The 19,841-nt window shown below is 67.3% G+C and carries 19 protein-coding genes; 9 read left to right on the forward strand and 10 right to left on the reverse strand.

The features are described from left to right. Nucleotides 1-244: 244 nt before the first annotated feature. The 5 genes from LC092_RS14130 to LC092_RS14150 all read right to left on the reverse strand — a co-directional run bounded on the left by LC092_RS14130 (nt 245) and on the right by LC092_RS14150 (nt 4,609). Complete coding sequence (locus tag LC092_RS14130) at nt 245-868, reverse strand: response regulator transcription factor (RefSeq protein ID WP_224807531.1); 624 nt, start codon at nt 866-868, stop codon at nt 245-247. Beyond that, the gene (locus LC092_RS14135) at nt 865-2,052 is read right to left on the reverse strand and encodes a two-component system sensor histidine kinase NtrB (protein WP_224807532.1); all 1,188 of its coding nucleotides are present in this window, start codon (nt 2,050-2,052) and stop codon (nt 865-867) included. The genes LC092_RS14130 and LC092_RS14135 overlap by 4 nt, the downstream gene beginning before the upstream one ends. Nucleotides 2,053-2,153: 101 nt before the next feature. Then, entirely contained in the window at nt 2,154-3,323 is a 1,170-nt protein-coding gene (locus tag LC092_RS14140) for a pyridoxal phosphate-dependent aminotransferase (RefSeq protein WP_224807533.1), read from the reverse strand. A 95-nt stretch (nt 3,324-3,418) separates the two neighbouring features. After that, nucleotides 3,419-3,847, reverse strand: a complete 429-nt coding sequence (mscL, locus tag LC092_RS14145; RefSeq protein WP_224807534.1) for a large-conductance mechanosensitive channel protein MscL — start codon at nt 3,845-3,847, stop codon at nt 3,419-3,421. Nucleotides 3,848-3,979: 132 nt separating this feature from the next. Continuing rightward, a complete protein-coding gene (locus LC092_RS14150; protein WP_224807535.1) occupies nt 3,980-4,609 on the reverse strand; it encodes a hypothetical protein in 630 nt (209 codons plus the stop codon). 128 nt (nt 4,610-4,737) lie between these two features. Between LC092_RS14150 and LC092_RS14155 the strand changes: the two genes are divergently transcribed. Then, nucleotides 4,738-8,262 carry a PAS domain-containing hybrid sensor histidine kinase/response regulator gene (locus LC092_RS14155; protein ID WP_224807536.1) on the forward strand — a complete coding sequence of 1,175 codons (3,525 nt, stop codon included), beginning with the start codon at nt 4,738-4,740 and terminating at the stop codon, nt 8,260-8,262. Nucleotides 8,263-8,396: 134 nt separating this feature from the next. Continuing rightward, complete coding sequence (locus LC092_RS14160) at nt 8,397-8,996, forward strand: cytochrome P460 family protein (protein ID WP_224807543.1); 600 nt, start codon at nt 8,397-8,399, stop codon at nt 8,994-8,996. Between the two features lie 268 nt (nt 8,997-9,264). On the opposite strand, the gene LC092_RS14165 is transcribed toward LC092_RS14160, so the two are convergent. Further along, entirely contained in the window at nt 9,265-9,933 is a 669-nt protein-coding gene (locus tag LC092_RS14165; protein ID WP_224807545.1) for a response regulator, read from the reverse strand. Between the two features lie 381 nt (nt 9,934-10,314). Here LC092_RS14165 and LC092_RS14170 point away from each other — a divergent pair, with 381 nt between their 5' ends. The 5 genes from LC092_RS14170 to pip are packed head-to-tail and all read left to right on the forward strand — an operon-like array spanning nt 10,315 to nt 14,114. Then, nucleotides 10,315-10,614: a DUF4212 domain-containing protein gene (locus LC092_RS14170; protein WP_224807547.1), complete on the forward strand. Its 300-nt coding sequence runs from the start codon at nt 10,315-10,317 to the stop codon at nt 10,612-10,614. Then, on the forward strand, nt 10,611-12,446 hold the full coding sequence (locus LC092_RS14175; protein WP_224807549.1) for a sodium:solute symporter family protein: 1,836 nt from the start codon (nt 10,611-10,613) through the stop codon (nt 12,444-12,446). The genes LC092_RS14170 and LC092_RS14175 overlap by 4 nt, the downstream gene beginning before the upstream one ends. A 28-nt stretch (nt 12,447-12,474) precedes the next feature. Further along, complete coding sequence (locus tag LC092_RS14180) at nt 12,475-12,762, forward strand: hypothetical protein (protein WP_224807551.1); 288 nt, start codon at nt 12,475-12,477, stop codon at nt 12,760-12,762. 4 nt (nt 12,763-12,766) lie between these two features. Continuing rightward, entirely contained in the window at nt 12,767-13,108 is a 342-nt protein-coding gene (locus LC092_RS14185; protein ID WP_224807553.1) for a hypothetical protein, read from the forward strand. Between the two features lie 52 nt (nt 13,109-13,160). Next, nucleotides 13,161-14,114 (forward strand): prolyl aminopeptidase, encoded by a 954-nt coding sequence (gene pip / locus LC092_RS14190; RefSeq protein WP_224807555.1) that lies wholly within the window; start codon nt 13,161-13,163, stop codon nt 14,112-14,114. A gap of 47 nt (nt 14,115-14,161) precedes the next feature. On the opposite strand, the gene LC092_RS14195 is transcribed toward pip, so the two are convergent. Then, entirely contained in the window at nt 14,162-14,566 is a 405-nt protein-coding gene (locus LC092_RS14195) for a secondary thiamine-phosphate synthase enzyme YjbQ (protein ID WP_224807626.1), read from the reverse strand. Between the two features lie 246 nt (nt 14,567-14,812). Here LC092_RS14195 and LC092_RS14200 point away from each other — a divergent pair, with 246 nt between their 5' ends. Further along, nucleotides 14,813-15,772 carry an alpha/beta hydrolase gene (locus tag LC092_RS14200; protein ID WP_412103583.1) on the forward strand — a complete coding sequence of 320 codons (960 nt, stop codon included), beginning with the start codon at nt 14,813-14,815 and terminating at the stop codon, nt 15,770-15,772. 54 nt (nt 15,773-15,826) lie between these two features. Then, nucleotides 15,827-16,699: an acyl-CoA thioesterase gene (locus LC092_RS14205; RefSeq protein WP_224807567.1), complete on the forward strand. Its 873-nt coding sequence runs from the start codon at nt 15,827-15,829 to the stop codon at nt 16,697-16,699. A 62-nt stretch (nt 16,700-16,761) separates the two neighbouring features. On the opposite strand, the gene LC092_RS14210 is transcribed toward LC092_RS14205, so the two are convergent. The 3 genes from LC092_RS14210 to LC092_RS14220 form a co-directional block, all read right to left on the reverse strand. Continuing rightward, nucleotides 16,762-17,295, reverse strand: a complete 534-nt coding sequence (locus LC092_RS14210) for a hypothetical protein (RefSeq protein ID WP_224807569.1) — start codon at nt 17,293-17,295, stop codon at nt 16,762-16,764. 122 nt (nt 17,296-17,417) lie between these two features. Continuing rightward, on the reverse strand, nt 17,418-18,038 hold the full coding sequence (locus tag LC092_RS14215) for a 2-hydroxychromene-2-carboxylate isomerase (RefSeq protein ID WP_224807571.1): 621 nt from the start codon (nt 18,036-18,038) through the stop codon (nt 17,418-17,420). 115 nt (nt 18,039-18,153) lie between these two features. Then, nucleotides 18,154-19,830 (reverse strand): cisplatin damage response ATP-dependent DNA ligase, encoded by a 1,677-nt coding sequence (locus tag LC092_RS14220; RefSeq protein WP_224807573.1) that lies wholly within the window; start codon nt 19,828-19,830, stop codon nt 18,154-18,156. Between the last annotated feature and the right edge of the window lie 11 nt (nt 19,831-19,841).

Genomic DNA, 19,841 nt, shown 5'->3' on the forward strand with positions numbered 1-19,841 from the left:
GCGCACACGATCCTCACCACCGACGCCATCCCCGCTCGGATATTCGCTCCCGGCCAGGCGCTGGCACATCCCCGCGCACGCGTCGGCTCTTCGCGCACGCGTCGGATTGCACACGCGAACGCGCGCACCGCCCCCGATCGGCCGTTCAACCCGACTATAGTCGCAAGGCTTTGATGAGAAACTACGCAGAAGCACGCAAATGCCGATGATATTTGCGTGAGAAACCGGCCGCCCTGGGTGTGCGTCAGCCGCCCGTCGGTCCCTCGCGCGACAGCACGATACGCACCAGGTCGGCGGCGTTGCGCGCGCCGAGCTTTTCCATGATGCGGGCGCGGTGCACCTCGATCGTGCGCGGGCTGATGCCGAGCGTGCGCCCGGCCTCCTTGTTGGAGGCGCCGGCGGTGATTTCCTTCAGCACCTCGCGCTCGCGCGGCGTCAGCGTCTCCGCGCCGGGGAAGGCACCGGCGGGATGCTCCGGGGGGGTGGCGGCATTCTCGACGGCCGCGATGGCATCGCGCACCCGCGTCACCACGGTATCGGCGTCGAACGGCTTTTCGATGAAGTCATGTGCGCCCTGCTTGATCGCCTCCACCGCCATGGGAATGTCGCCCTGTCCCGAAATCACGAACACCGGCACTGCAAAGCCGCTGCCATGCAGCCGGCGCAGGATCTCGATGCCGGACTGGCCGGGCATGTGGACGTCGAGAATGACGCAATTCGGCGTGGTTGATCCGATCGCATCCAGGAAGGCGTCGCCATTGTCGAACGTGTCCACCGCATAGCCCTCCATGTCGAACACCAGCGAGAGGGCATCGCGGATGGCGGGATCGTCGTCGACAATGTGGATCACCTGCGCATTGACGCTCATTCGGACGGTCCTTTCGTCAGGGAAACTGCCGGCGCCGGGGTCTCTTCCGCGCGGGCATCCAAAGGCAGGCGCAACACGAAAACGGCACCGCCATCCTCGCCCAGCGGCTCGACCGAAAGGTCGCCGCCGTGGTTTTGCGCAATCGATCGGGAGATGGTCAGGCCGAGGCCGAGACCGCGCCGCTTGACGCCGGAAAAGGCGCGAAACAGGTTCGGCACCACCTCCGGCGGAACGCCGCCGCCGGAATCGCTCACGCTAACGATCATGTCGGGGCCTTCGGTGAAGGCGCGCACCCGCACGACCTTGTGCTTGCACTCGCGCACCGCCTCAAGCGCATTGCGCGCAAGATTGACGAGAACCTGCTGGATCTGGACGGGATCGGCGCTGATCTCGGGCAGGTCGTCCGGGATCTCGGCAAAGATCTTCACGCCGGAATGGGCATCGCCCAGCACCACCAGCTCCAGGCATTCCCGGATCAGGCTCGCCATCGACACGGGGCGGCGTTCCGGGTCGCGCTTTTCCACGAAGCCGCGCATGCGCTGGATGATCTGGCTTGCCCGCTCCGCCTCGCGCACGCCCTTGTCGACGATCTCGACGAGCTTCTCGTCCGGCGCACCGCCGGCCGACGCCTTGCGGCGCGCGGCCTGCAGATAGAGCATGATCGCGGTCAGCGGCTGGTTGAGCTCATGCGCGATCGCCGCGCCCATCTCGTCGAGGGCGCTGATGCGGGTCATGTTGACCAGTTGCGCCTGGGCCTCCGCCAGCCGGCGCTCCACCGCCTTGCGCGGGCGCAGGTCGCGCATGATGCCGATGAACTGGCGTCCTTCCGGCGTCGCCGCCTCGCCGACCGACAGCTCGATGGGGAATTCCGTGCCGTCGCTGTGCCGGCCGCGCACCTCGCGCCCGATGCCGATGATGCGCTTTTCGCCGGTTTCGAGGTAATGCGACAGGTAGCCGTCATGCTCATGCGCGTAATCGGCCGGCATCAGCATCTTGACGTTCTTGCCCCGCACCTCCTCGGCCGAATAGCCGAACAGCGTTTCGCAGGCCTTGTTGAACAGGATGATGCGCGCGGCGTCGTCCATCACCACGATGCCGTCGACGGCCGTCCCCAGAACGCTGGCAAGCCGCGCCTCTGAGACGCTCGGCGAGACCGACATGCTGCGGCTATGGTCTTCGCGCATCTTTGGTCCGGTCCACCCCGTTGCTGGCCCGGCCGCCGGTGTGGCAGCCCGTCATCACAATCGTCTACGCAGAATTCCGTAGCGCATCGCGCATGAGCGCGTCAACGCGCGATCCAGTCGCGCAAACGGGTGGCGGCCATGCTTAAATCCCGCTCGGAGCGGGCAAAACACAGGCGCAGGAAGCCCTCGCCCTCGCCGCCGAAGGCACGGCCCGGCGCCAGCCCGACGCCCGTCTCGCTAACGATGCGTTTGGCGAGCGCACGCGAGTCGTCCTCGCCCTCGATCCCGAAAAACAGATAAAACGCGCCGTCGGGACGGGTAAAGCGCGCCCGTCCGCTCTCGTCGAGTGCCGTGGCGACGATCTCCAGCCCGCGGTCCGCGCGCACTGTCTGCTCGGCGAGAAACCCCTCTCCTTCCGTCAACGCGGCATGGGCGGCGTGCTGCATGAACTCGGCAACCCCCGAGGTCGAATACTGGATCAGGTTTTCCACAATCTGCGCGATTTCGGGCGGCGCCGACAGCCAGCCGACGCGCCAGCCGGTCATCGCCCAGTTCTTGGAAAACGTGTTGACGTAGAGGATCCGGTCGTCCGGTTCGGCAATATCGATGAAGGAAGGCGCGCGCGTCAGGCCGCCGCGCACGAATCGGCTGTAGACCTCGTCGGCGATAATCCAAAGCCCGCGCCGGCGGGCCTCGGTCAGGATCGCCTCCAGCGTCGCGAGATCGGCGGTCCAGCCCGTGGGGTTCGATGGCGAGTTCAGGTAGATCGCCCGGGTGCGCGGGGTGATTGCCGCGATCAGCCGCTCCGCATCCAGGGTCCAGCCGTCATCGGAAAACGTCAGCGGAACCGGGATCGCCTGCGCGCCGGCGATCTGCAGCGCGGCCGGCAGGTTCGGCCAGGCGGGCGCGGGATAGATCACCTCGTCGCCAGTGCCCGCGACAAGCCGCACCGCGATCTGGATCGCCTGCATGCCCGAGCCGGTGACGAAATAGCGTTCCGCGCCCCAGTCCTTGCCAAACTGCGCGAGGTGATAGTCGGCCAGGGCCCGGCGCAGGACCGGGATGCCGCGCTGATGGGTGTAGAAGGTCTCGCCACGCACCAGCGAGGCGGAGGCCGCGCGGGTGATGAACTCCGGCGTCGGCAGATCCCCCTCGCCGACCCAGAGCGGAATGAGATCGGCCCGGTCCCGGCCGAAGGTCACAACTTCGACAATGCCGCTTTCCGGCGCGGTGCGGGCCTCGTCGCGCAGCGACGCGATCAGGTCGGTCATGGTTCGTTTCCACCCGAAAACCGGCGACGGGCGGACGGGACGACAATCGCGCCCCGTCCACCCGCGCCTCTTGAACATCTTGACGTCCGGAGGGTCTAGCGCGCTTTCAGAAGGTCGCGGATTTCTTCCAGCAGAACCTGGTCGCGGCTCGGCGCCGGCGGTGCGGCGGGCGCAGCCTCTTCCTTTTGCCGCAGGCGGTTGACGCCCTTCACCACGATGAAGAGCGCGAAGGCGACGATCACGAACTTGACCAGCGCATTGATGAAGAGCCCGAGGTTCCAGGTGACGGCGCCGGCCTCCTTGGCCGCATCGACGGTGGCATAGGGGCCTGCCGTCGTTCCGCTCTTGAGCACGAGGAACAGTTCGGAGAAATCGACGCCGCCAAGCAGCAGACCGATCGGCGGCATGATGACATCGTCGACCAGCGACGAGACAATACCGGCGAAGGCCGCGCCGATGACGATGCCGACCGCCATGTCGACCATATTGCCCTTGACCGCGAACTTCTTGAATTCCTGCAACATATCCTGATGCTCCCCGTCGCCCGCGCCACCCGTCCGAGGCGCGTCTCAATCAACAGCCTCCCTTAGCACGGCGTTTGGAAACCGGGTATCGCAGAAATCGCGCCGTCCCTGATGCCGGCCGGCCGTGCCGTGTCACCCCGCGGGTCTGACCCGCGTCAGGGCCGCCACGTCGAGGCGTCGCGACATATCCTCGTAAAGCTCGGCCAGCGCCAGGCGCAGGGTGTTGCGGATCGTCTCGCGGTCGTCGTCGGTAAAGCCGCGTTCGAGCGGCAGCAGAAGGGCGAAGCGCGCCGCCTCCTGCGGCGCCACAATCTCTGACAGGGAGACCGGCGGCGTGGCGGGCAGCCGCCGCAAGGCGCGCAGGGCCTCGGCATGGTCCTCCCGATCCTCGCCCATGCCGGCGGCGGGAAGCTTGCCCAGCGCATCGACGGCAACCCGCGCCAGGGTCTCGCACCAGATCTCGTGGGCGCCGGAGGGATCCGCGCAGACCTCGCAACAGGCCGCCGCCGTCAGCCCGGCGCGACGGGCGGTGCGGGTCGTCCAGACCAGGCACAAGGGGGTGGCGGCCCTGCAGGCGCAGGCCAGCGCTTCCTGAAAGGCGGCCTCGCAGAAGAGCTGCGGCCAGTTCCGGCCGACCCGCATGCGGGTGTATTCCACGATCGACCGACGCGCCAGGACGATGGCCCGGCGCGCAAGCTCCGTGCTCAGCGCATCCGGGTCGCGAAGCGGCTCCGGCCGCTTGCGGCGAAACAGGGTCGGCAATCGAAAGATCGGCTTTCTCCCGTGGGTTGGCGCCGCCCGGCCCTTCGCCCTTCGACCCGATGGACAGCACCGGGCAACTGTGATCCGATCGCGGTCAAGAGGCAAGAACCGCAGGGAGGCGGCGCAACATGCTTGAGGGTTGGGTCGTCGTCGTTTCGGCGCTCGGGTATATATTGTCGCTCTTTGCGATTGCCAGTTATGGCGACCGCAAGGCACGGACAATGCCGCCGGGCCGCGGACGGCCGCTGATCTACGCGCTGTCGCTGTCGGTCTATTGCACGTCCTGGACGTTTTTCGGCTCCGTCGGCACCGCCACCCGCAGCGGTCTGGAGTTCCTGACGATCTACATCGGTCCGGTGCTGGTCTTCGCGCTCGGCTATCCGCTGCTGCGCCGGATCATCCGGCTGGCCAAGAGCGAGCGCATCACCTCCATCGCCGACTTCATCGGCGCGCGCTACGGCAAGAGCCAGTCGGTCGCAGCCGTCGTCGCGATCATCGCCGTGATCGGCATCATTCCCTATATCGCGCTGCAACTGAAGGCGGTGTCGCTCTCGGTGACGACGATGGTCGACCAGATCGACCTGTCCGGCGGAGTCGGGCCGTTGTCCTTCTTCAGCGACATCACGTTGATCATCGCCATCGGCATGGCGATCTTCGCCTGGCTGTTCGGCACCCGCCACATCGATGCGACCGAACACCAGGAAGGCTTGATGCTGGCGATCGCTGCGGAAGCGGTGGTCAAGCTCATCGCCTTTCTCGCCGTCGGCATCTGGGTCACCTACGGGCTCTACGACGGACCGGGCGCACTGGCGAGCGCGATGGCGGGCGATGCCCGGGTGACCGAGGTGCTCACCGGCGAGTTGTCGGGCGGCAACTGGATCGTGATGACGCTGCTGTCGTTTTTTGCCGTGCTCATGCTGCCGCGCCAGTTCCACGTCACGGTGACGGAGAACAATTCCTCGGAGGAACTCAAACGCGCGACCTGGCTGTTTCCGCTCTATCTCGTCGCGATCAACGTCTTCGTCGTGCCGATTGCCGCCGCCGGCATGATCGCCTTCACGCCCGCCACCAATCCCGACACCTATGTGCTGGCGCTGCCGATTGCCGCCGACCAGCCGTGGCTGGCGCTCTTCGCCTTCGTCGGCGGGCTGTCAGCGGCCACCGCCATGGTCATCGTGGCAACCGTCGCGCTCGCCATCATGATCTCCAACGACCTGGTGATGCCGCTGGTGCTCAGGCGCTCCAGCGAGGATGCGATCATCTCCTCCTCCGGCGAGGACATGAGCCGCATCCTGCTCCTGATCCGCCGGGTGGCGATCTTCGTCACGCTGCTGCTCGCCTATGCCTATTTCCGTGCCGCCGGCGACACGGCGGCGCTGACCTCCATCGGCCTGTTGTCCTTCGCGGCAATCGCGCAATTCGCACCGGCCTTCTTCGGCGGCCTGATCTGGCGCCGGGCGACGGCGCGCGGAGCCATCGCCGGCATGACCTCGGGCTTCGCCATCTGGGTCTACACGCTGCTGCTGCCGACCTTCGCCCAGTCCGGGCTGATCTCCGACACCTTCCTGGAGAGCGGTCCCTTCGGCCTGTGGCTGCTGCGCCCGCAGGCGCTGTTCTCGCTTGCCTTCGATCCGCTGACCCATGGCGTGTTCTGGAGCCTGTCGGTCAATCTCGCCGCGTATATCCTGGTGTCGCTGTCGCGCGCGCCCGAACCAATCGAGCGGTTGCAGGCGAACATCTTCGTGCCCTCCGAGCTCTCGCCCGCGCCGGGCCTCAGGCTGTGGCGCACCTCCGTCACCGTCGGCGAGCTGCAGGCAACGATCGCGCGCTACCTTGGCGAGGAGCGCACCGAGCGCTCGTTCCAGCGCTTCACCCGCGAGCGCGGCCGCGACATGGATGCCGACGCTCCGGCGGACGCGCAGATCATCCGCTTTTCCGAGCAGCTTCTGGCCAGCGCCATCGGCGCCGCCTCCTCGCGCCTCGTCCTGTCGCTCTTGGTCAAGCGCAGCGACCCGAGCGGCAAGGGGGCGCTGAAGCTGCTCGATGACGCGACGGTCGCCATCCAGTACAACCGCGACCTGTTGCAGACCGCACTCGACCAGGTGCGCCAGGGCATTGCCGTCTATGACCGCGACCTCAGGCTGATCTGCTGGAACCGGCAGTTCCGCGAGTTGCTCGGCCTTCCGGCGGAATACGGCCAGGTCGGCACGCCGCTCGACGCGATCATCCGCTACAACGCCAAGCGCGGCGCCTTCGGCAACGATCCGGTGGAGGTCATCGTCAGCGACCGGATCGACAAGCTGGCCGTGCGCCAGGAAACGTTCCAGGAGCATCTGGAAACGGAGGCGACGGTGCTCGAAGTGCGCACCAACCCGATGCCGGGCGGCGGCATCGTCACCACCTACACCGACATCACCGAGCGGGTCCTGGCGGAAGAGGCGCTGGCACGGGCCAACGAAACGCTGGAACGGCGGGTGCGCGAGCGCACGCTGGAGCTCACCCACGTCAACGAGGAGCTCAGCAACGCCAAACGGCTGGCCGACGAGGCCAATTTGGGCAAGACGCGCTTTTTGGCGGCCGCCGGCCACGACATCCTGCAACCGCTGAACGCGGCCCGGCTCTATGCCTCAAGCCTGACCGAACGCTTTGCCGACGGGGAACTGCGGCACCTGGTGCAAAACGTCGGCGCGTCGCTTGAATCGGTGGAGGAGATCATCGGCGCGGTGCTCGACATCTCCCGTCTCGACACCGGCGCGCTCAATCCGGAAATCACCGTTTTCCGCATCGAGGAGATCCTCAACCCGCTCAGGATGGAGTTCGAGCCGATCGCGCGGGAGAAGAACCTCGACCTGCGCATCCTGCCGAGCGGCCTGTCGGTGCGCTCGGACCGCCGACTGCTCAGGCGCCTGCTGCAGAACCTCGTCTCCAACGCGATAAAATACACCCGCGCCGGCAAGGTGCTGGTGGGGGTGCGCAAGCGCGGCGGCAAGGTCGTGATCGAGGTCTTCGACACTGGCATCGGCATTCCGGAATCCAAGCAGAAGCTGATCTTCATGGAGTTCCACCGCCTCGACGACGGCGCGCGGGAAGCCCGTGGCCTCGGTCTCGGACTGTCGATCGTGGAGCGCATCGCACGGGTCTTGAACCATCCCGTCTCCCTGCGCTCGACAGCGGGCGTGGGGTCCCGCTTTTCGCTCTCCGTCCCGCTCGCCGCGACCGTGCCCGTCCTGACGGAGCCGGCACCGCCGCCGCCCGCCCCCGGGGCCCTCGACGGCCTGCATGTGCTCGCCATCGACAACGAACCGCAGATCCTCGACGGCATGCGGGTCCTGCTGACCGGCTGGGGGTGCCAGGTCACCATCGCCCATGACCCGCTGGAGGCGGCGCGCAAGACGACGGAGGCCGGTCAGCAACCGGACGTGCTGATCGTCGACTACCATCTCGACGAAGGCACCGGCGTCGAGGCGGTGGTGCAACTGCGCTGGCGCTTCGGCGTCGAATTGCCGGCGATCCTGATCACCGCCGACCGCACCCAGGCCGTGCGCGCGGAAGCCGCCGACAAGACCATCGACCTGCTCAACAAGCCGGTGAAACCGGCCGCGCTGCGCGCGCTGCTGTCCCGATTGCGGCTGTCGCGGTCCGCCGCCGAATAGACGCCGCGATGACGGGCGATCAAGCAAGCGTGTAGAGCTTTGACTTGCCTGCAGGCGTCCGGCAAAGGACGCTCAGAGCGCCCGCACCGCTTCGGTCGCGCGGCCCAGGATCGGGATCCGTCAGGGAGACGAACATGCATAGTTTGACAAGGATGGCGATTGCCGCGGGCGCCTTTTTCGCAGCCTCGGGCGTCGCACAGGCGGCCTGCGATGTCGACAAGCCGGGTTCGGAACTGTCGCTGGCGGAGGCGGCGACGGTCTATCACTGTCTCGAAGAGGAGCTGCACGCCGGATACCTGCAAGGCGACAAGCGCTGGATCCCGAGCGAGTTCGTCAGCGACTATCGCGGCTGGAAGGCGGCGAGCGACTTTCCCGCCGCTCCCGGCTTCCATGGCCAGCGGTACCTGGTGACCTTCGTCAATCCGGTCGGCGAGGCCGAATACATGCAGTTCAAGGAAGAGGGCGCGGTAATGCCCGCCGGCAGCGTGCTCGCCAAGGAATCCTTCATGGTCAACGACGACGGCAAGGTCACCAAAGGCCCGCTCTTCCTGATGCAGAAGGTCGCCGCCGGCACCTCTCCCGAGACCGGCGACTGGTACTATATGGCGGTCACACCGGGCGGAACGCCGATGACCATGGATGTCGTCGCGGCCTGCAGCGAGTGCCATCAAGGCAATTTCAGCCAGCGCGACGGCCTCGGCTATCCGGTCGAGGAAGCGCGCGCCAAACCCTGACCGGCGCCGCCCGGTCGCGCATCAAAGCAAAACCGCGAAGAGCGCGGAATATCCCGCGTCATACCGGGCAAGCGCAAGCGCGACCCGGTATCGGAGAGCCGAAAACCTGTCCGTTTAAAGGAGTTGCACATCGCAAGACCGTGCCTCGCCGATCCCGGATCGCAGCTCATGCTGCGTCCGGGATGACACCGTTTCGGAGCCTTGTCATCATCGTCAGGGCGCGGCATGTCCCGCGCCCTTTCGCTCGATCTGCGTCCGGCAGCGCCTGTCAGCGCGCGATTGCCGAGTGCCACTGCCCCTGTTCGATCTTGGAGGCGGCGATCACCGCCTGGGTGCGGCTCTCCACACCGAGCTTTTGCAGGATCGCGGAGACATGCGCCTTGACGGTCGCCTCGGAGACGCTGAGCTCATAGGCGATCTGCTTGTTCAACAGGCCTTCCGACAGCATCATCAGCACACGCACCTGTTGCGGCGTCAGGCTCGACAGGCGCTGCACCATGTCGGCGATCTCGTTGCTTTCGGACGCCAGGTCGACGTCGGGCGGCGTCCAGGTGCCGCCGTTCATCACCGAAGCCACCGCATCCCGGATCACCTCGATGCCGAGCGACTTCGGGATGAAACCGGATGCGCCAAGCTCCATGCAGCGGCGAATGGTGGAGACGTCCTCGGTCGCCGAGACGATCACCACCGGCACGCCCTGATACTGCGCGCGCAGATACATCAGGCCGGAGAACCCGCGCATTCCCGGCATCGAAAGGTCGAGAAGGAGAAGGTCGACCTCGTCGTGGGCATCGAGATCGGCGGCCGCTTCCTCCAGCGATCCGACCTCTGAAATTCCGGCCCCTGGATAAACGGTTTCAAGCGTTTGGCGCATGGCGCCACGAAACAATGGATGATCGTCGGCAATGACAAAGTGATAGGATGTAGCTTCCGACACGCAGTCCTCCTCCCTCCAGGCCGGCTGTCGTCGCCGGCTCTGAACCCCGCAGGCCGCCAATCGCCTCCCGCCGATTCGCGCGCCGTGTCCCCGAACCTCCGGTTGCCCGGCGTGCCGGCCCGGATACGGGCGGCCCCTTTGCGCAAGCGCATTATCGACCCTGCCTCGACACGCATCAAGCGAAGAACCGGGACCAAGGCCTTCCGCTGCCGGTCTTGGCGGGGCACTCCCTGTATTCTCACAGTTTTCGCTTTTTCGAAAGTCGTATAAGCAACCCTGCGGTCAGGGTGCTAAGCGTTCGGGCCAAGCGTCTTGCGCCCCTGACGGCACATGCGCCACAACACGCGAACAGGGATACGGTCGGACGACGCGGGGGACACAATGACAGGACGCGCTAACACGCCCGGCGGCCGGGACCGCATCTGGTGGCACCGCACGCTGCGCCTCGCGGCGGTCGTGCTGGGACTGTGGGCTGTCTTCGGCTTTGCCGTCCACGGCCTCGTCGTGCCGCTGAACTCGCTGGTGATCGCCGGCTTCCCGCTCGGCTTCTACATGGCGGCGCAGGGGTCGCTCATCGCCTTCGTCGTCCTCGTCTTCTGGTTCAGCGCCCGTCAGGACCGCATCGACCGCGAGGCCGGCGTCGCCGAACCGGACCCCGCCCGCGAGGAGCGGCCGCAATGAGCCTGCCGCAGCGCGACGACGCCTTCCTCGCCAACCTCGGGCGGATCTACGGCACCTATGTCGGCGGCTTCATCGCCTTTGTCGCCGCACTCGCCATCCTCGAGCAAATGGGCGTTCCCGACCGGATCATCGGCTATCTCTTCGTCTTCTTCACACTTGCCGTCTATGCCGGCATCGGCATCGTCACCCGCACGGTGCAGGTCTCGGAATACTACGTCGCCGGACGGCGGGTCCCGGCCGTCTACAACGGCATGGCGACGGCGGCGGACTGGTTGTCGGGTGCCTCCTTCGTCGGCATGGCCGGCACGCTCTACGCGCTCGGCTACGACGGTCTGGCCTATGTGATCGGCTGGACCGGCGGCTATGTGCTCGTCGCGGCGCTGGTCGCGCCTTACCTGCGCAAGTTCGGCGCCTACACGGTGCCCGATTTTCTCGCCGCGCGCTTCGGCGGCAACCTTGCGCGGCTGGTCGGCGTTCTCGTGCTCTTCGCCTGCTCCTTCACCTATGTGGTGGCGCAGATCTATGCGACCGGCATCATCGCCTCGCGGTTTCTCGGCATTTCCTTCGAGGTGGCGGTCTATGTCGGCCTTGCCGGCATCCTGCTCTGCTCGATGCTCGGCGGCATGCGCGCCGTCACCTGGACGCAGGTCGCGCAATATATCGTGCTGATCGTCGCCTATATGCTTCCCGTGGCAATCCTGTCGGCGCAGAAATTCGGCTTTCCCCTCGCCCAGTTCACCTATGGCGCGGTCTTGCAGGAAATCGCCTTGCTGGAACAGGATCTGCTCGCGCGCGGCCTTGCCACCGCCGAAACCCTGAAGCCGCATCTGGCGCCCTTCACCTCGCTCGATCCGCTGAATTTCTTCGCGCTGATCGCCTGCCTGATGGTCGGCACGGCCTCGCTGCCGCATATCCTCATGCGCTATTTCACCACCCTTTCGGTGCGCGACGCGCGACGCTCGGTCGGCTGGTCGCTGCTCTTCATCCTGCTGCTCTATGTCACGGCCCCGGCCTATGCGGCCTTCGCCAAGCTGGAAATCTACCAGAACGTCATCGGCGCCGGCCTCGAGGCGCTGCCGCAGTGGATCTACACCTACGGCAAGCTCGGACTGGTCGACATCTGCGGCGCACATGCGGCCTCGCCAGACGCGGTGCAGTCGGCCTGCGCCGCCGTGCCCGGAAACGACGGCGTGCTCAGGCTTCCCGATCTCGCCATCGACCGCGACGTGATCGTCATCGCCATGCCGGAAATCGCCGGCCTGCCCTATGTCATCGCCGGTCTTGTGGCGGCCGGCGGTCTCGCCGCCTCGCTGTCGACCGCCGACGGGCTGCTGCTCGCCATCGCCAATGCGATGAGCCACGACGTCTACTACCGGATGCTGGACACGCGCGCGCCGGCAAGCCGCCGGCTGGTGATGGCCCGCGTCCTGCTGGTCGGGGCGGCGGTGCTTGCCGCCTATGTCGCCTCCACGCGCCCGGCCGACATCCTGTCGGTCGTCGCCTGGGCCTTCTCGCTGGCCGCGGCCGGCAATTTTCCGGCGATCGTGCTCGGCATCTGGTGGAAGCGCTGCACCTCGGCCGGCGCCATCGCCGGCATGATCGCGGGCTTCGGCGTCACGCTCTATTACCTGGCGATGACGCAATACGGCGGGATGGCGGAGTGGTTCGGGGTGAAGAACATCTCGGCCGCGCTCTTCGGTCTTCCGGTCGGCTTCGCGGTCACGATCCTCGTCAGCCTGGCGACCCCTGCGCCCTCACGCGAGGTGCAGGCCCTGATCGACGACATCCGCAAGCCCTCGGGCGGACCGCTGATGCGCGACGGTCCGCTGTGAACGCTCCGGCGATGCGGGCGTCGCTTCCGTGAGCGTGCTCATCTACCAGATCGCCAATTTCGTGCTGGCGGCGCTGATGTACACGCTGCTCGGGCGGCTGGCGCTGACGCTGCTGCTCGGGGCTAGCCACCCGGGGTTCATGCTGCGCGCCTTTGCCCGCCTCACCGATCCGGCCCTGTGGCTGGTGCGGCTGATCACGCCCTCGCTGGTGCCGCAGGGCCTGCTGCTGATCTTCGCCGTTACCTGGACGATGATCGCGCGCGTGCTGCTCGCGGTCGGTTTCGCCGCCAGCGGCGCACTTTCCGGGGCGGTGTGAGACGATGACCACCCGCGTCACGGAAACCGGCCGCATTCCGCTTGCCATCGCGGCGCTTGCGCTTCTCAACGGCGTGTTCAACCCCTGGCTCCTGCCGCAGACGACGGCTGCCGTGATCCTGCTGGCGCCGGGATTGCTCGTGTCCTCCGCCTCGCTCGTCGTCTATCTCGCCTCTCTCTTCGGCGCGCTGACGACGCTGGTCGTCGCCGGCATTCCCGCCGCCCTCTACGAGCGCCTCGCCGTCGGGCGCGCCTCGCCCTTCGCGGTCTGCCTCGTCTGGCTCGCGGCAACCGCGCTTCTTTCGCTGCCGGCTGCGGGGATGGCCGCGCTTCTGCTTCTGGGATAGGCTTTCGCCTGTTTCGACGTTTCCCCGCCCACGCCTTTCAAGGACTTTTCCCGTGCCCGAGACGCTTTTTCCGCCGCTGGAGCCCTATGCTTCCGGCATGCTGCCCGTCAGCGAGGTGCATTCGATCTACTATGAGGAATGCGGCAATCCGGACGGCGTGCCGGTTGTCATGCTGCATGGCGGGCCGGGCGGCGGCGCGGGGGAAATCATGCGCCGCTTTCACGATCCGGCGGTCTATCGCATCGTGCTGTTCGACCAGCGCGGCTGCGGCCGGTCCATCCCGCATGCGGAGCTGCGCGAAAACACCACCTGGGATCTCGTCGCCGACATCGAGCGGCTGCGCGAACATCTCGGCATCGAGCGCTGGCAGGTCTTCGGCGGCTCCTGGGGGTCGACGCTTTCGCTGGCCTATGCCGAGACCCATCCCGAGCGGGTGACCTCGCTGGTGCTGCGCGGCATCTTCCTGCTGCGCCGCGCCGAGCTTTTGTGGTTCTACCAGGAGGGCGCGAGCTGGCTGTATCCCGACCTTTTCGCCGCCTATCGCGACCTGATCCCCGAGGACGAGCAAAGCGACCTGATCGCCGCCTATCATCGCCGGCTGACGGGAACCGACGAGGCGGAGCGGCTGGAAGCGGCGACCCGCTGGGCGCGCTGGGAAGGGTCGACGCTCTCGGTGCTGCGCAACCCGGAGCGCGAGGCGGCCTTTTCGGATCCGCATTACGCCCTCGCCTTCGCCCGCATCGAGGCGCATTATTTCGTCAATGGCGGCTTCTTCACCCATGACGACCAGTTGCTGCGCGATGTCGACCGGGTCCACGGCATCCCGGCGGTCATCGTCCACGGCCGGCACGACGTGGTCACGCCGATGAAAAACGCCATCGATCTCGCAGCCGCCTGGCCGGAAGCGGACCTGCGGATCGTCGAGGATGCTGGCCACGCGGCGAGCGAACCGGGCATCGTCTCGGAGCTGGTGGCGGCGACCCGCCGGTTCGCGGCGCACCGCTGAGGCGGGCCGGAAAGATCCGCGTCAGAGGTCCACGTCAGAGATCCGCGTCAGGTGCCCAGATAGCGCAGCGTCAGGCTGCGCTGATGCGGATCGCGGCGGTGCTCCACCAGATAGATCTCCTGCCAGGTGCCGAGGTCGAGCCGTCCGGCCACCACCGGGACCTGCAGGCTGACGTCGGTCAGCATGGTCTTGACGTGGGCCGGCATGTCGTCCGGCCCTTCCGAGCGATGGCGCCAGGGCGCATCCTCCGGGGCAAGCCCTGCAAGCGCGTCCAGAAGATCGGCCTGCACGTCGGGATCGGCGTTTTCCTGGATGGTGAGCGAGGCGGAGGTGTGGCGCAGGAAGAGCGACACGGCGCCGTCGCGGGCGGTCTGCTCGCTCAGCCAGTCGTCGATACGCCGGCCGATGCCGTAGAATCCGCGGCCACGGGTCGCCACGACGAGGCGGCCCATGCGTTGCCGCAGGTCGAGGCCATCGTCCTCGAAGGTCCAGGACTGGTCGCTCAGGCCGGTTCGGGAACGGGTCATGATCGCGCGTGTTCCTCCCTTTTGCCGCAACTATGTGAGGAGCGCGCCGACAGCGCAAGCGCGGCAGGGCTTGGCAGGCGAATGCCCAGGCTTTAGCCTGCGCTCCGCACCGCGTTTCCGCGGGGCGCTTTCGAAGGCACCGACGACAGGATACCGGCCTCCATGGCTGCAATGGGTTTCGACTTCAGCCATCGGGGCAAGGCCAGCGTGGAAACGCTCGACTTCAACCGGGAGCTGGTTCACCGGCTGACGCTTCTGCCGGACCAGTGGTCCTTCGCCCCGTCCGTCATTCGCGAAAAGCGCGCCGAGGGTCTTGGCCCCTTTCCCTGCCCGCCGCGCGATCCGCACGCCGAGGTGCGTACGATCCCGGGACCGCATGGCGACATTCCCCTGCGCATCCTGCGCCCGCGCAGCCGCGCCTGCGAGGGCGCCTATCTGCATATTCACGGCGGCGGCTGGACCCTGGGCGCGGCCGACGAACAGGATCCGCGGTTGCGCGAGATCACCGAGAACACCGGCCTGGCCGTTGTCTCCTGCGACTATCGGCTCGCGCCCGAGCACCCCTATCCGCAAGGGCCAGACGATTGCGAGGCGGCGGCGCTGTGGCTGCACGACAACGGCGTGCGGGAGTTCGGCACGCCGCGCTTCGCCATCGGCGGGGAATCGGCCGGTGCCAATCTCGCCGCCTCCGTGCTGATGCGCCTGCGCGACCGGCACGGCCTGGGCCGCCTGTTTTCGGCCGCGGTCTTCGTCTGCGGCTGCTTCGACCTGCGCCTGACGCCGAGCGCGCGCAACTGGGGCCGCCAGAAGCTCGTCCTCAACACCCGCGACCTGACGATGTTCGTGCGCCACTATCTGGCGCGCGGCGGCGATCCGGCCGCAGCCGACATCTCACCGCTGATGGGCGATCTCGGCGGGCTGGTCCCGGCGCATTTCGTCGTCGGCGACGCCGACCCGCTGCTCGACGACACGCTGTTCATGGCGGCGCGCTGGCGGGCGGCCGGCAACCGGGCGGATCTCGCCGTCCACCCCGGCGGCTGCCATGTCTTCCAGCACTTCCCCCTCGCCATCGCCGAGGACAGCAACCGCGCGATCGATGCATTCCTTCTGGAAATTCCGCCCTCCAATTGACACTCGGCCCCACCCGGCGCACACACCATCACCGAACCCTCCGGAGAGCCTCACATGGCCGCTATCGAGACATTGTTTTCCTTTGTAAATTGCTGGGAGTGCGATGAAAATGACCATCTGAACGTCCAGTTCTATCTCGCCCGCTTCGAAGAGGCGGACAGGCAATTCCGCCTGCTGAGCGGCTTGAGCGACGCGCTCGCCGGGGCGCGGCGCGCACGGCACCTGCGCTATCACGAAGAGCTTTATTCCGGCGACACGCTGGTCATGCGCAGCCATGTCGCCTTCGACGGGCCCTACATGCTGACGGTGGTGCATGAATTGCGCCGCAGCGCCGACAATGTGCTCGCCGCGACCGCGACCGACGGCTATGCGCCCGCCGACAGCGTCGCGCGCGAATTGCGCCGCCGCTTCCAGGACGTCAGCGCGCCGATGCCCGATGCCGCCTTGCCGCGCAGCCTGGGGACCGCGGCCGAAACCAGCGCCGTGACCGTGAAGCAGCTTGAGACCGCCGGGGCGCGCATCGTGCATCGCGCCACCGTACTGCCGCGCCACGCCGGGCCGGACGGACGCGCCGACGACGCTTTCGCGCTGTCATGCTTCACGGAAGGGGCGCCGCATGTGTGGAACATGACCCCAATGACCGACGCCTGGCTGACGAAGCACGGCTTCGGGCGTGTCGCGGTGGAGATGAAGCTTGCCTGGACCGGCCCGCTCAAGCCGGGCGATCCGGTGGTGACCTACAGCGGGCTGACGGGCGCGGCGAATTCCACCTTCTCCTTCCGCCACCACCTGTTCGAGGCGCGCACCCACCGGCTTGCCGCCGTCTGCGATGTCGTGGCGCTGACCATGGACCTGAAGACCCGCAGCGCCGTGTCGCTGGACGACGAGGTGCGCGCGAGCATCCTCAAGTCCGTGCTGAAGGCCTGAGGGCCGGCCCGACACGCAAGCGATTGACCGACCGACTACCGGCGAGCCGCAAGGCCCGCCGGTCAGTTGGCCATGTCGTCATATTCCTCGCGCAGGGTCTTCATCAGGCCAAAGAACCGGCGCATGGCCTTTTCGGTAAAGTCGAGCGCCTTGTCGAGCTCGGCTTCCTCTTCCGGCGTAAACGACGGTTCCTTGCCGGCTTCGGGCGCCGGCGTTGACGGGCTTTGCGACCGGGCGGAGGGGGCGTCGCCGGTCTCGCCCAGACGCTTTTGCAGCGCGGCGTTCTCGTCGCGCAAGGCCGCCAGTTCGTCGCTCAGCCGCGAAATCTCCTGCTCCATCGCAAGCTGCGCATCCGGCACGGCGACGCAGCGCCAGGCCTCGCCGCGGCGGCGGCATTCAGCGACCCGGCCGCTGTCCCGGTCGAGACGCAGGAATGCCTCGCCGGCCGGGGCGAGCAGATAGCGGTCTTCCGGGGCCGACGGTCGCGGTCCCGTCCCCGCGTCCTCCGACTGGGCCAGAACGCCAGTGGCAAGCGACACAGCAAGACCGGCTGCGGCAAGGGCAGTTGCGAGCAGGCGCATCACGAGGTTCTCCATGTGTTCGGCCGTCCGCGTCCCGGGGACGACAGGGCCGTATCCAGCGCAATATCTTCGACTTTATACAACTATCCGCGCCGGTCGTGGCGAAAGCACGACGTCCCGCACCGGGGACGTCCGCATTACGGCGCGGAAAACGGCGCGCGCCCCTCGGCAAGTGCCGCATCGAGCAGATCGAGACGGTCCTGCCCCCAGAACACCTCGCCGTTCAGGACATAACTCGGCGAGCCGAAGACACCGGTCTCGATCGCTTCGGCCTGATTGGCCATATAGCGTTCGACAATGACCTTCTCGCTCGCCTGGTCGAGCGTGGCATCGGCGTTGAGGCCGAGCCGCTCGAGGATCGCGCGATGCACGCTTTCCTGCGCGATGTCCAGCTCGTCGCTCCACAGCGCCTGGAACACGGCGAGCGAATAGGCGGCGACCGGTCCGCCGTCGACCGCGACCGCAAGCGCGATCCGGTCCGCCAGTTCCGGGTTCACCGGAAAATGCGCCGGCTTCAGCGTCAGCGGGATGTTGCGATAGGCGCGCCAGCGCTGCAGTTCCACCAGCCGGTAGGCCTGGCGCACCGGATGGCGCTTGGCGAGCGGCAGACCGCCGGTTTCGGCAAACACCGTGGTCAGAGAGACCGGACGGAAGCGCACCGCATATTCGCGCCTGTCGGCAAGCGTCAGGAAGGCCTGATGGCCGAGATAGGCCCAGGGAGAGGCGTGCGTGTAGTAATAGTCGATGATGCGCTGCATGCGGGGGGATCCGTTGCTGATTGGGTTTCCCGGCACCGTGCGCCGGGACCCGCGCGCGATCAAGTGCGATTGCGGCAAAAGCGCGCCGCCGTCCGAACGCGGATGCCTGGGCTTCTCAGCCCGCGCGGGTCTTTCGCAAGGAGGCGGGCGCGCGCTCGTCGGCGGGCAGAAGCGCCTCCAGTGTCTCAATGCGGTCGGCCTCCGCCGGCGGCTTGTCGAACCTCAGCCGCGCCACCCGGGGAAAGCGCATCGCCACGCCGGACTTGTGCCGGGTGGAGCGGTTCAGGCCCTCAAACGCGATCTCCAGCACCAGGCCGACCTCGGTGTCGTGACGGACCTCGCGCACGGGGCCGAAGCGATTGACGGTGTTCTGCCGCACGAAGCGGTCGATCTCGGCAAGCTCCTCGTCGGTAAAACCGAAATAGGCCTTGCCCACCGGGACGAGTTCCTCGCCCGCCTCGCCGGCCTCGCGCCAGACACCGAAGGTGTAGTCGGAGTAAAACGACGAGCGCTTGCCGTGACCGCGCTGCGCATACATCAGCACCGCGTCGATGCGGTGCGGATCGCGCTTCCACTTGAACCACTGCCCCTTGGGGCGGCCGGGGACGTAGGACGAGGCCCAGCGCTTCAGCATCAGGCCCTCGATGGCCTGCGCATCCGCACCCGCATGCAGCGTTTCCGGCGCGTTGCGCGCCTGTGCCAGTTCCTCCAGACCCGCAACCTCCACCAGCGGCGAGAGGTCGATGCGCGGCGAGGCGAGCCGCGCGACGAAATCCTCCAGCCGCGCGCGCCTGTCGCGAAACGGCAGGTCGCGCAGATCCTCGCCATCCAGCGACAGAAGGTCGTAGGCGCGGATCGCCGCCGGATGCGAGGCCATCAGCTTCGCTGTCACGCTCTTGCGGTTGAGGCGCTGCTGCAGCGTGTTGAAGGAGCGCACCTCGCCGTCGATCACCACCAGCAGTTCGCCGTCGATCACCGCCTCGACGTCCAGCGCCGCGACGAGATCGGGAAAGGCGGCGGAGAGATCCTCGCCGGTGCGTGAATAGAGCCGCCGTCGCAACGCGCCGCTGCCGTCGTAGCCGGCCGCCGCCTGCACGCGAATGCCGTCCCACTTCCATTCCGCCGCGAACTCCGCCGGCGCGAAGTCGTCCAGATCGCGGTCTTCGGCCGGATGCGCCAGCATCGGCGGGCGAAACGGCACAGGATCGTCGGAACGCGGGCGTTCGCCCGTTCCAAGCGCCCAGGCAAACAGCGTCTCATAGGGCGGGTCGAGACCGTGCCAGACCTCCTCGATGTCATCCGGCTGGAGCGATCCGAGGCCGGCCACCGCCGTCTTGGCAAGCCGCGCCGAAACGCCGACCCGCAAGCCGCCCGTCACCAGCTTCAGGAGCGCCCAGCGCCCGGTCTCGTCCAGTGTGTCGAGCCAGCCGGCGATGAGCGCCGGCACCTCGCCGCGCCTCGCCGTCTCCAGCCGCGCCACCACCTCCTGAAGCGCGGGCGGCGATGCGTCGCCGCCCTCCCCGTTCGGCCAGATCAGCGCGATGGTTTCCGACAGATCGCCGACGAAATCATAGGAGAGCGCGAAAAGATGCGGATCGACCCGCTCGGCGACGAGCGCCCTGAGCATCGCCGGTTTGGCGTGGCGAAACGACAGGCCGCCGGTGAGGGCTGCCAGCGCAAGCCCGCGTTCGGGATCCGGCGTCTCGATAAAATGCTCGCGCATCAGCGCGAGCTTGGCGCTGCGGCGCGGCTCGAACGACAGGCGGTCCAGAAGGCGGGCAAAGCGGATCATCGCATGTGCAT

Source organism: Stappia stellulata, from assembly GCF_020176715.1.
In the GTDB taxonomy this organism is placed as follows: domain Bacteria; phylum Pseudomonadota; class Alphaproteobacteria; order Rhizobiales; family Stappiaceae; genus Stappia.